Origin of the sequence: Xylanibacillus composti, assembly GCF_018403685.1 — a bacterium.
Classification (GTDB): domain Bacteria; phylum Bacillota; class Bacilli; order Paenibacillales; family K13; genus Xylanibacillus; species Xylanibacillus composti.
Genome location: NZ_BOVK01000024.1, coordinates 18,219 through 29,635 on the forward strand (window position 1 = coordinate 18,219; position 11,417 = coordinate 29,635).

Consider the following 11,417-nt stretch of genomic DNA (forward strand, 5'->3'; position numbering starts at 1 on the left):
TGACCACTTTTCTAGACAGGGCGCATCGACAGGAAGAGTTGAACGTCATTCATCAGAATTAGAATGCTTCCCTGTTGTCCTGGACCTCGAGCATATGAATGATGATGGTTGTTCCTTTACCCACCTCGCTGTTCATTTGCAAACGGGCTCCTTTAACAAGGGAAAGCTTTTTAAATGGATTGGTGAAGCCCAGGCGCTCATTTTGACCACGCAATAGCTCTTGCTGCTTTTCTGGAGGAATCCCGACACCGTTATCCTCTATCACGATCTTGATATACGGTTGCTCCCGCTCGATAGTTAGACGCAGCGTTCCGCCATTTCTTCTGTTGGATATCCCGTGATGAACGGCATTTTCAACTAGCGGCTGCAGTGTCATGGCTGGGATATAGGTTTGAATCGTTTCGTCAATGTTATATTCGATATGAAGCCTTTCTTCGAAGCGCATTTGTTCTATCGCCAGGTAAGCTTTCACTAATTCGATTTCTTCCTCCAGAGGGATGAGTGAGCGCTGCTTCTGGTAATTCAGCTTTCCGCGGAAATAGGTAGAAAGATGGGTTAATGCAGTTCCGGCTTTGTTCGGATCAGACGAACTTAGATGAATAATGGCGCTGAGTGTGTTGTATAAAAAATGCGGTTTAATCTGGGTGTAAAAGTAGTTGAGTTCATGCTCCACCGCATCCTGCGCCGATTTTTTCATTAATAACAAGGAATTGACGCGAACCTCTAATTCTTTCAAATTAACAGGCTTTTGCAAATAATCATTGGCCCCGAATTGGAAGGATGCGACTAAGTCAGACAATTGTCCTGATGCAGTTAATATGATAACAGGCAGTTCTACTAAGTCGTACTCCTGTCTGATCGTTTTGCAAACCTCATATCCTGTCATATGGGGCATCATCAAATCTAAAATTAATAGATCCACCTTTTCCTTTGCGATGACGTCAAGTGCCTCTTGCCCGCTGCCTACTGCAATTACGCTGTAATGAAGCGATTGAAGCATATTAATCAGCACCTTCAAGTTGGCGGGCTCATCATCTACAACTAGTATCGTATATGGCTTCGAGCCCTTCACTTTTGCAGGCAGGATAACCTGAGACTGCTGCAGCCTCCGATTTTTGTTTGGATCAGGCGTCATTTGCTTGTTCATTTCATGATGGTTGAGTTCTTGATGTTCTAACAGCTGTTGTGGAGTAGCCAATGGGATGGTGAAGGTAAAGCATGAGCCTTTGCCGATTTCAGAAGTTACCCAGATTCGTCCGCCTGCACCCTCCACAATTTCTTTGGCAATGCTTAACCCCAACCCAAGTCCTACGGATTCCCTGATCCGACTGCTTTCAACTTGATAAAAAGTTGTAAATATGAGGTCTTGGTACTCTGGAGCAATACCCGGGCCCGTATCCTCAATCGATATGTGCATCTGTTCCTCTATGATTTGAGCGGAAATCGTGATGGTCCCCTGCTTGGTGAATTTAATTGCATTGTAGATCAAATTGAAGAAAACTTGCTTTAGCTTCTGCCCATCGGTGTAGACAAGCGGCAAATTTTCTGGGATCGCATTGATCAATTGAACAGGATGAGCGGGCGGCATGAGATAGGCAACCTCATCGAGCACTTCTTCAATAATTCGGATCTCGATAGGTTTGGATGTAATCAACACCTCGCCTTGCTTTATTTTTGAAATATATAGCAGATCCTTAACCAAACTAGCTAATCTTTTGCTGACCGAATGTATCAAAATCACATTTTCTTGCTGTTTCTTTTTTAAAGGTCCCTCTACCCCCTCCAGCAGCGATTGAGATAGATTCATAATACTGTGGAGCGGCGTACCGAGCTCATGCGATGTCTTGACTAGAAATTCATCCTTGATTCGGTCGAATTCAAGCAACTCAGCAGACAGCTTCTCAATATCATTATAAGCTTGTTGAGAACGATGACTCATTAACAGCGCCAAGTTCATCACCATAGTTAAAAACAAAAGAAGCGACGGTATTTCGATATCCACTTCAAATAGCAGGACCACTGCAAGCAGCGCGCCATAAAGGGCAAAAGTAAAAACAACCATCAGCACATAGTTGGACTCATCCGTTTTTTGCTTGTAGGCTTTTAACAGCATAATAAAGATATACACATAACCAAGAGCGATAGTCCCTGAAACAATGAGTTGTATGAGCGGAAATGAAACCTTTGCTACTAGATCAATCGTTATGCTTAACACACTTATTGCCAAGGCTTGAAATCCTAATATGGCACTTAATGCTGTGACGATCCTTTTGCTGGCAGACATGTTGAAGAAATGATATACAAACAATAGGAAAAACAATACGAAAAGTGTAAGTGAAATAGCTTGTATCGTTACTTGTGAGGTTGGGCTGACCTCCGGAAACAGTAAGTAGATCCATCTTTCATTGATCGTCGATATATGGATAGCTTGCGCCAAACTGGATAGACTAAAATATAGCTCATACCGGAATCTCCGTTTATGCTGCAGGTACCTCGTAAAGTAGATACATGCAAACAATAAATAGCCGGAAATGAGGAAGGCTTCAATAAATTTTTCACGGCCTTGCAATGCTAATATTTGATCGGCTGGACCGAAATGGAGCGAACTGACAATCCCGCCAACCGCATAGTCATGGTTAGCAACTAGGATAACCAGCTCTATTTGTTTATTTGTACTATTTTCCAGCACGACATACTTTTTGTAATCGAAGCGATATTCATCGGTGTTTTTTGAAGGAACCCCAGCTGAGCCTAGCTCTTTCCCGTTTATATACACGGTATTGGCATTTCGAATCGTATTGAGCTTTACCCCGTAACGGTCGTCCTCCGGAACGTGAATAAGCAAGCGATACGTACCCGCCCCATGAGGGCTTGCGCTATCCGGTTTATAGCGATCCCAGGCTGAAGGGACTGGAATGGATTGGCGCTTGTCCCTATATTGTTCAAAGACATCTTCATCCGGGCTAGGCACGATTAATTCATCCGGATAAAAATCCCATACCCCATCTAGCGGAATAACTCGATCCTTCTGTTGATCCCAATGCTGCAAGGAAAGAACCCCATCTTGTGCCGTGAATGCATGGGAGTCGAATACACGAAAGGAATGAAGGACGTAGTACGTTGTCAAGAGGGTGATGGCGATCATGATGAAGGGGAGTACCATTTTATTTTTCAAATAGCCCATTCCTTTCTGCTTCACCCAAAACCATCATACATCGTGAATGAACCAGCCTGCTTCACCAGCCAGATCTATTCTGTCGGAAGCGCGATAGTTTCGACGGAGAAAATCAGAGTGATAGGCTAAGTTTAGCATGGTTATCCTTTGGTGGGAACCATCATGTACCAGCGGAGCTATTTTCTCATGCGCCCGGGTGTTTCACAACGGTTCCCCTTTTTCGAGTACAAGGGTTAAGAGCGATCTCGACGGCATCGATTCCCTTTCCCGGAGCTTGCCTTGCCGCTGCCCTTGAACGATTGAGCGCGGCAGTCGCTTGCAGCAGATCGGTATTGAGCTGCTTGAGGGCCGCTTTCCGACCACGGCAAGTTATATTTTCTACGCGATCATTTAAGGTTGCCGCAGTTCTTCCGATAAGAAATGTTCCAGTATCGATCTCAAGCCTTCCGGGTTGCTTATCATCGGCAAATGTCCGGTTTCCAAGCTTTGGACGGATTGCGGGGAAAAGTTTGAAATCATTTTATCTTGTAAAGAAGGACTGAATTCTTTATCGTTGGTTAGCTTCACATATAGCCTTGGTACATCCGGAACAGGCACGTTGATTCGATCCGTATACAAACGCACCGCCTCGGGAATGAATCCTTTCACGATCTCCGTAGCTTGATCCGGCGAGAGATCGCTGCATAACCCCTTGCGGATGACCGACTCTGGCGGTTTCGTGCCCAACATTCGCAGGATAACAGACATGATAAGCTTCTGGGGAAGCGGTAAAACGGATACGAATGAACCGCCATTCTTCGGGATTGCCGCCCCTACAGCCACAATGCCAGCCAGCCGATCCGTCAGTCCGGATGCCAGGCTTTGAGCAAGCACGCCACCAATTGAATGCGCGACAATGACAATTTTGCGTGTCCCCCATTCATCCACTTGTCTTTTCATATGTGCCACATAATCCTCCAAAGAAAGACTGCTCCTTGACTCTAGAGAGCTCTTCCTCAAAGGAAACTCAACAAGTAAACACGGATGTTCGAAATCCTCCACCACTTTACTCCAAACGAGGCCTTCCAAGCCTGCCCCATGGACGAAAACAAAGCCTATTTTTTCTTGGGAATGCTTTAGCACACCGATCATGCCCCCTGTCGTTGTCTTTTCAGCTTACTTATAAGATAATGGTAGCACGAAAACAAGACAGAATATGTCTTATTTATACGGTAATATGAAAAAAATAAAAGCATGAGGTGGGCCAATGCAAAAATCACAGCGTCTCATCCAAATGATTATGAGGATCAACGCCAAACGATCCTTCACTGTTAAAGAGTTGGCCGATGAATTTGGCCTGTCCACACGTACGATTACAAGGGATCTGCAAGAGCTGAGCGAACTCGGCGTTCCGGTTTATTCCGTTCAGGGAAGGGGGGGAGGATACAAGCTGCTGCAAGAAAGGCTGCTGCCACCAATCAGCTTCACCGAACATGAAGCAGTGGCAATGTTTTTTGCATGTCAGACGATGGATTATTTCGGCTCTTTGCCTTTTGGCGAGGGAGCGGACGCAGCGCTTCACAAGTTTTATCATTACTTGCCTGCCGATGTAAGAGAACAGATTGACCGGCTAAAAAACAGGATCATGTTCTGGAGCCCGTATCGATTCATGTCTGCGGAGGTTCTTCAAACTCTCCTGCATTCGATAATGGTCCGCAGTGTGGTCACCATCGAGTATAAATCTAGCAGCGGAGTCTCGGAGCGGAACATTCAGCCGATCGGTCTTTATGCCAGTTCCGGTTATTGGTATTGTCCCGCATATTGCTTCACTAGAGAGGACATGAGGCAGTTCAGAGCCGATCGGATCCTCTCCGCCGAGCTCAACGGAACCATTCCTTGCCGGGCGGAAATCAGTCAGAAGACTTTATTGGATAAACCTAATAAGGAAGGTCTGGAACAGACTATAATCGAACTGGAGCTGACGAAGAAAGGGGTGTGGCTGCTGGAATCCAACCCTCGTTTTCGTTCATTCATACAGCACAACAAGGATGGCAGCGGGACACTGACAATGGGTATAGCGGTGCAGGACATGAAGTTCTACGTGGACTTGTTATGGCAGTGGGGAGATGAAGTCAAAATTGTGGGGCCTGCCGAGGCCAAGGCATACATGCATCAAAAAATCGAGTCTATGCGGTTGCTTTATGCCCTTTAATGCTGACAAATTGGTGCAAGGAATGCAAGGCAAGACACTTCAATCCGCGATAGCTATTTTCCCGGAGCCGCCGTGTGATTTGGAAAAGCTATGGGAACGAATCTGTTCCGAGTGGTTTCCGATTTCCGGATACGAACAGGTTGAGGGTCCTAATTCGTCCGCACGTCATCAATCGTAATAGCCCTTCCCTTCACCACGTTGAAATGTTGCAATAAACCAACTGTTTCCGAATGGATCTTGGATACCGCCGCATCTTTCTCCATACGGCATGTCAGCCGGTTCATATAGAGAAACCGCTCCAGCTTCTAATGCACGTCTGTAGCACTCATCCGCATTCTGAACAAAAACATGCAATGAAGTTTCATTGGCCGGCCACGCCTCATTAGCATCCGACACTTCGATAATTCCATGGCCGATAAGCACTTCGGCATGCGTAATCTTTCCAGTATTATCTGTCGCACAGTGAAGAACTTCCGCATCGAAAACGGCTTGCAAAAAGTCCAATAATCGACTGGCGTTGTCCGCACGCAGTGTCGGAACAACGGAAGAATATCTTGCCGGGGTCCATTCATTTCCCATCCTAATGTCCTCCTCGCGATAAGGCGTAAAAGCGTTAAGTGATAAGCTGTTGCTTTGTTTCGTGCTTGTTCGAAACTTATTTTATAACTAACACAGTTCACCGTATTGTAAATAATTGACCCCTATTCTTCATAACGGCACATGGTTGTAATGCCTCCCGGGAATCGCCTCATAATCAGACGGGTTCAATCCGGAAAAAGCGCGAAAATCCTTAATAAAGTGGGACTGATCGAAATACCCGCAGTCGAAAGCGATATCTGACCATTGTATCGTGTTCTGACGTTCATTCAGTTTCCTGAGCACCTCTTGAAATCGCCGGATGCGGCTGTAGCGTTTCGGTGTATAGCCGGTTTCCCTCTGGAACAGCTCGATAAACCGTCTGTGGCTGATGCCAATTCGGCCAACAATATTTCCAACTTGGTCCGTCTGTACGTTTATTTTATCTAATTGTTCAATCGCATAGTGAACTGCCGGATGGCTATCAAGCGGCTTAACCGCCAATTGCAACAATCGGTCGCTTAGCACGTGAAACATTTGCCCGACAGATGACAATTCAAGCAGCTCCTCGCGTAATTCTCCGGCTGAATGCCCCCAGATCGCATCCATCGATTGCATGACATTATGTAATTGATCCAGTGGACAGCCGAGAAACGGATAAGCGCCACCGGGTTTGAAATGGATGCCAATCACTCTCGTTTCAAGCGAATTGCAGATGACGAAATGTCTCGAATGAGGCCCGCAGACAAATACATGGTTGAGCCGCAATGTCTCGTTCGATGCAGTTGCCATGAGGACTTTATCCGCAGTTAAATCAATAATGAGATCAACAGAACCGTCCGGTAATGAAAGCTCATTTTGATATGAAGTGTTTTGGCTTTCCATGTACCAAAAATAATCCACGAATGCTGATAATACCCCGGTGGATTTGCAAGTGTGCATGATCATGCCCAAACATCTCCTTTACGAGACAGATTTCAGCTGAACGAACATCATGGCATCAACGGATTTTTTAATGTAGGCGTGATCTCCTTTGGGTCCTAGCCCATGCTACCAGACCACGGCAGCCGTATTCGTCCGTGTGCGCGACGGCGCTTTGACAAAGGACGCCTTTTCCAAGGCGCCCCTGATATAAAACCCTCCCTCTATGTTTATGTGTATGGTATCTTGCCATAGAGGGGACTTGTTAAGTTGCCCGAAATGATTCCCGTATGCTCTCATTTCTTCATAAAGTTCAAATGAAACAGTCCGGATTCCTTGGCCGAACGAATGGCAATGTAAACAAATGGCCCTAAGATCAAGCCTGTTACTCCAAAGAATACGAAGCCGAAGTACATCGATAACACCGTCGGCAGAGCGGCAAGGCCGATAGAATCGCCAAGCACCTTCGGCTCGATCACACGACGAAGAATGAGCAGAACGGTGGCAAGAATGAGAAGCTGAATGCCTGTATGCGTATTTCCCATTATGATCTCCAGCAGCGCCCAAGGGACCAGCACGAGTGCAGGGCCTACATAGAGGGGAATGATATCGACTACCCAAATAATAATGGACATCAATAGAGCGGCCTTCGGTGATATAAACAGGAGGCTGATATAGGTAATAAGCAGGACGCCTATACTAAGAATGAATTGGGCTTTCCAATATCCGAGGAATACCTTGCCCATTCGTTGAAAGACGAAGCGCAGCTTGCCGGATGTCTCTGCTTCAAAAAAATTGAAAAATACGTTTAGCAGCCTGGGCAAATCCAGACTGATTAGAAAGAAGGTAATGAAATATATCAGCGTAACAAATAACATATTAGGGATGGATTGCAGCCACATGCCGAGCCAGTTAATCAGTTGGGACGTCATCTGAACCGCAGTTGTCGTCAACCCCTTAGACTGGTTCTCTAACTCCATGATAATGAGATGCCCTTGTGGAATTTCATCGATGAATTTGTTGAAACTCACGATGAGGTTATCAATAAACTGTTGCATTTCTACGGCATAATGCGGTATTTTTAACGCCAATTCATAGATTGATTTCAAGACTCTGGTTAAGGTTAAATACAGAGTAGCCGAACAAATTGCAAAGAAAGTTGTGAAGACGATCGTGACAGGGAGAAGTCTTTTCTCTGTTTTCATCCGTCGTTGCAGCCATCTGACAAGGGGTTCAAACATCATGGCAGTCAGGAGAGCGAGCAATATTGGCAAGATTTTGGAGAAATAAATGTAAGCAAAAACGCATATAACCAATAAAGCCAGTACGATTATTATCCGTCTAAGAAGAATTTTATTTATCAAGTGATAACCTGCCTTCCACATACCTTGTATATGCTAAAGACGAGAGGAGATTGTGGATCGTGCCGCCTCTCTATTTTTATCTTAATGTCTAGATGAAAGAATGTAAACGGGAATACGATGATTTCCCGTCTTCATTAGAGTTGCCCACTTTTGCCTGATACAAACCAAGGAAAAACAACCATCGCCATGAAGACCGATGGTTGGTTGCCCCAATATACCCTTTGAATCATGTGCGAGTTTCCTAGGAGTCGGAAGTTTTTTGCTGTTCTAATTTTAGCTTGTCGTCCCTCAACTCGTCTTTTACACTAATATCCGCAAGCTTGACGCCGGACCGGTATGCCGATCGCGCTATTAAATGACCTGCGACCGGGGCCGTTAAAAATACGAACACAATGCCTAGCAGCAGCCTGATACTAACGAACCCGTCTTTTATGAGGAAATATAAAAATGCGCCCATTAAAATGCATAATAAGCCGAGCGTAACACTTTTGGTTCCGGCATGGGATCTTGTATATACATCAGGCAGGCGCAGTAAACCAAGAGAGCTTAGCAAACTTAGTATAGTGCCTGAAATTATGAGAATGCCGGCAATGACTTCACTCATCACGGTTGTATTCAATCACTACACCTCGCTCTACAAACTTTGATAATGCAATCGTACCCAGAAAGGCTATGATGCCAATCAGCAGGATGATTTCAAGAAAAGCCTGTGTTTTCATCATCACAGTCAGTACGGTAACGATGCCAATAATGTTATAGCCTATAGAGTCCAAGGATAAGACACGGTCCGACATGGAAGGGCCTTTAATTAAGCGGAATACAGCAACAACAATGGATACGGACAATAAAAACATACAAAATAACAATAGCCATTCGAACATCAATTCATCACCTCTATAATTGCCTCTTCAAAGACGGTTTTAGTTTGAATGATCATATCCTCGATTTCTGCAACATCCATGCCATGGAGATACAGGACTCCGTCTTCGGGTGCTACCTCCAGAACAACAGATCCCGGAGTTAAAGTGAGCAAGCAGCATAAAATAGTAATTTCCCATTGTCCTCTTAACTTGGTTTCCATTCTGAAAACGCCGGGCTTTATGTTAATTCGGGGACGCGTAATTTGAGCGATCACGACCGCGCTCGATTTAATTAGCTCCACATTAAACAAATAGAACAACTTTATGATGGAGATCACTTTTTTGCCGTAGAACGGTCCAGGGAAAAATCTGCGAAGCGTAAATATAAACAACATACCGAGCAAGTATCCGATTGCGAACGTTAGGGAATCCCACACATCATGCAAGAGCATCCAGAGTAAAGCGATTATCAGATTTAGTAAAATTTGTATAGCCATCCTGCATCACTTCCTCCAATCATGACTTAGAATACACTGCTTCAATATAAAGGGATGGATTCATTAACACTTCAACGGCTTGATCAATGTAGATGAGCGCCCAATCTGCGCCAAGACCGAGCGCAATGATAAATGCCGCCAAGATTGATCCAGGGATCAGTATCCCTTTCCCCGTTGATTTTTCTTCATCCTCACTGAGAATGGTTTCTCCCCAGAAACCATGAATAAATATCTTCATGACAGAATATAGGACGAGCAAGCTGGTTACTAAACTGATACTAACAATTGCATAAAACTCCTTCTCAACACCGCCTTGAAGAATCATCAATTTTCCTACAAATCCGCTGAACGGCGGAACGCCTGCCAACGCCAAGGCAGAGAGGAAAAACAACCATCCAAGCAGCGGGTGATGGCTGATTAAGCCGCTTATTTCACGCAATTTATGCGTACCGGCAATACTGATCATGGCCCCGCCCAGTATAAATATCAAGGCTTTGGCGATCATATCGTGAACAAGATAAAACAGAGTTCCCGTTAAAGCGGCGGCATTATTCAGACCAATTCCGACGACGATGAAGCCTACTGCAATAATGACGTTATAAGCGAGAATCTTCCTTACATTCCATTGCGACACAGCGCCGAAAGCGCCGAAGAGCATAGTGAGCCCAGCCAGCCAAATCATCAGATTATGCGTGACTGCAGTGTGGTGATAAAATACGAGCGTAAACATCCGGAGGATCGTATAAATCCCGACCTTGGTCAGCAATGCGGCAAAGATGGCCGATACAGCTGCAGGCGGGGAGCTGTAGGAACCTGGGAGCCAGAAGTACAGGAACAGCGCTGCCTTTAGGCCAAAAACGAGCAGAAACATTAAGCTGATTGTGGTGATCATGCCATCTTGTCCAATCTCCGCGACTCGTTCGGAGAGGTGGGCCATATTCAACGTTCCAACGACACCGTAAAGATAGGCTATGGCCACAATAAACAGCATGGATGAGATAATGTTGATGGCTACATATTTAATCGATTCGCGCAACTGTGTTTTACTGCCGCCGAGGCTCAGCAATACATAGGATGCGATCAGCATCACCTCGAAGAACACGAACAGATTAAATAAATCGCCTGTCAGAAAGGAACCGTTCACTCCACAAACAAGCAGCATGATTAAAGGATAGGTATAGTGTCTCTCACGCTGTTTGTCTGTTGAGTGAAAGGCGTAGATTAGACAAGCCAAACTGACAATGGAAGATGTCGATACGAGCAAGCTCGCCAGCATGTCAGCGACCAATGAAATCCCGAAGGGCGCTTCCCATCCGCCAACTTGAAGAACCTGAATGCCGTCGTTCATATTGGCATTCACCAGGAACAAGGAAGTAACGAGCGCCCCTGACAAGCCGATGATCGAAATCCACTTTTGCAAGCGAATGTTATCCCGGAACAAGAACATAATCATGCCGCTTAATACAGGGAGAAGGATAGGAAATACAACTAGATTATTCATGCTCTTCCCCCCTTAATTTATCCATATCGTCTGTCCCCAATTCAATATAAGCGCGGTATCCCAAAACTAAGAAGTATGCAGTAAGCGCAAAGCTGATTACGATCGAAGTCAGTATCAGTGCTTGCGGCAGGGGATCGGTATAGGTGCCGGATTGTTCGCCGAGCAAGGGGGCGGCTCCCTGTTTTAAACCGGCAATAGTCAGCAGCATTAAATGGGTAGCATGGGCAAAAATCGCTGTTCCCAGAATGATTCTAAGCAAGCTTTTGCTGAGAGCAAGGTAGGTGCCGACAGTGAATAAGATTCCCGCGATAATAGTCATGAATGTTTCCATA

Annotated in this window: 11 protein-coding genes; 1 reads left to right on the forward strand and 10 read right to left on the reverse strand. The window is 45.3% G+C overall.

What is annotated here, in order from left to right; translation table 11 throughout:
* Window positions 1-58 precede the first annotated feature (58 nt).
* Both XYCOK13_RS09470 and XYCOK13_RS09475 read right to left on the reverse strand, forming a co-directional pair.
* The gene (locus tag XYCOK13_RS09470; protein ID WP_213411901.1) at window positions 59-3,199 is read right to left on the reverse strand and encodes an ATP-binding protein; all 3,141 of its coding nucleotides are present in this window, start codon (window positions 3,197-3,199) and stop codon (window positions 59-61) included.
* Between the two features lie 366 nt (window positions 3,200-3,565).
* Window positions 3,566-4,306 carry an alpha/beta fold hydrolase gene (locus XYCOK13_RS09475; RefSeq protein WP_213411902.1) on the reverse strand — a complete coding sequence of 247 codons (741 nt, stop codon included), beginning with the start codon at window positions 4,304-4,306 and terminating at the stop codon, window positions 3,566-3,568.
* 115 nt (window positions 4,307-4,421) lie between these two features.
* On the opposite strand from XYCOK13_RS09475, the gene XYCOK13_RS09480 reads away from it, so the two are divergent.
* Window positions 4,422-5,366 carry a helix-turn-helix transcriptional regulator gene (locus XYCOK13_RS09480; protein ID WP_213411903.1) on the forward strand — a complete coding sequence of 315 codons (945 nt, stop codon included), beginning with the start codon at window positions 4,422-4,424 and terminating at the stop codon, window positions 5,364-5,366.
* 168 nt (window positions 5,367-5,534) lie between these two features.
* Here XYCOK13_RS09480 and XYCOK13_RS09485 read toward each other — a convergent pair whose 3' ends face one another.
* The 8 genes from XYCOK13_RS09485 to XYCOK13_RS09520 form a co-directional block, all read right to left on the reverse strand.
* The gene (locus XYCOK13_RS09485; protein WP_213411904.1) at window positions 5,535-5,945 is read right to left on the reverse strand and encodes a VOC family protein; all 411 of its coding nucleotides are present in this window, start codon (window positions 5,943-5,945) and stop codon (window positions 5,535-5,537) included.
* A 129-nt stretch (window positions 5,946-6,074) separates the two neighbouring features.
* The gene (locus XYCOK13_RS09490; RefSeq protein WP_244865103.1) at window positions 6,075-6,890 is read right to left on the reverse strand and encodes an AraC family transcriptional regulator; all 816 of its coding nucleotides are present in this window, start codon (window positions 6,888-6,890) and stop codon (window positions 6,075-6,077) included.
* Between the two features lie 269 nt (window positions 6,891-7,159).
* A complete protein-coding gene (ytvI, locus tag XYCOK13_RS09495; protein WP_244865097.1) occupies window positions 7,160-8,248 on the reverse strand; it encodes a sporulation integral membrane protein YtvI in 1,089 nt (362 codons plus the stop codon).
* A 220-nt stretch (window positions 8,249-8,468) separates the two neighbouring features.
* Window positions 8,469-8,846 (reverse strand): monovalent cation/H(+) antiporter subunit G, encoded by a 378-nt coding sequence (mnhG, locus tag XYCOK13_RS09500; protein ID WP_373314369.1) that lies wholly within the window; start codon window positions 8,844-8,846, stop codon window positions 8,469-8,471.
* Window positions 8,824-9,108, reverse strand: coding sequence for a Na(+)/H(+) antiporter subunit F1 (locus tag XYCOK13_RS09505; protein WP_213411907.1), 285 nt, complete (start codon window positions 9,106-9,108; stop codon window positions 8,824-8,826). The genes mnhG and XYCOK13_RS09505 overlap by 23 nt, the downstream gene beginning before the upstream one ends.
* The gene (locus XYCOK13_RS09510; RefSeq protein ID WP_213411908.1) at window positions 9,108-9,584 is read right to left on the reverse strand and encodes a Na+/H+ antiporter subunit E; all 477 of its coding nucleotides are present in this window, start codon (window positions 9,582-9,584) and stop codon (window positions 9,108-9,110) included. The genes XYCOK13_RS09505 and XYCOK13_RS09510 overlap by 1 nt, the downstream gene beginning before the upstream one ends.
* A gap of 19 nt (window positions 9,585-9,603) precedes the next feature.
* Window positions 9,604-11,085: a Na+/H+ antiporter subunit D gene (locus XYCOK13_RS09515; RefSeq protein WP_213411909.1), complete on the reverse strand. Its 1,482-nt coding sequence runs from the start codon at window positions 11,083-11,085 to the stop codon at window positions 9,604-9,606.
* Window positions 11,078-11,416, reverse strand: coding sequence for a Na(+)/H(+) antiporter subunit C (locus XYCOK13_RS09520; protein ID WP_213411910.1), 339 nt, complete (start codon window positions 11,414-11,416; stop codon window positions 11,078-11,080). The genes XYCOK13_RS09515 and XYCOK13_RS09520 overlap by 8 nt, the downstream gene beginning before the upstream one ends.
* Window position 11,417 lies beyond the last annotated feature (1 nt).

Bases quoted from the DNA above. Each gene is read 5' to 3' on its own strand.
- XYCOK13_RS09475 (WP_213411902.1), bottom strand. From the start codon at position 4,306: ATGATCGGTGTGCTAAAGCATTCCCAAGAAAAAATAGGCTTTGTTTTC.
- XYCOK13_RS09480 (WP_213411903.1), top strand. From the start codon at position 4,422: ATGCAAAAATCACAGCGTCTCATCCAAATGATTATGAGGATCAACGCC.
- XYCOK13_RS09485 (WP_213411904.1), bottom strand. From the start codon at position 5,945: ATGGGAAATGAATGGACCCCGGCAAGATATTCTTCCGTTGTTCCGACA.
- XYCOK13_RS09490 (WP_244865103.1), bottom strand. From the start codon at position 6,890: ATGATCATGCACACTTGCAAATCCACCGGGGTATTATCAGCATTCGTG.
- ytvI (WP_244865097.1), bottom strand. From the start codon at position 8,248: ATGTGGAAGGCAGGTTATCACTTGATAAATAAAATTCTTCTTAGACGG.
- XYCOK13_RS09505 (WP_213411907.1), bottom strand. From the start codon at position 9,108: ATGTTCGAATGGCTATTGTTATTTTGTATGTTTTTATTGTCCGTATCC.
- XYCOK13_RS09510 (WP_213411908.1), bottom strand. From the start codon at position 9,584: ATGGCTATACAAATTTTACTAAATCTGATAATCGCTTTACTCTGGATG.
- XYCOK13_RS09515 (WP_213411909.1), bottom strand. From the start codon at position 11,085: ATGAATAATCTAGTTGTATTTCCTATCCTTCTCCCTGTATTAAGCGGC.
- XYCOK13_RS09520 (WP_213411910.1), bottom strand. From the start codon at position 11,416: ATGGAAACATTCATGACTATTATCGCGGGAATCTTATTCACTGTCGGC.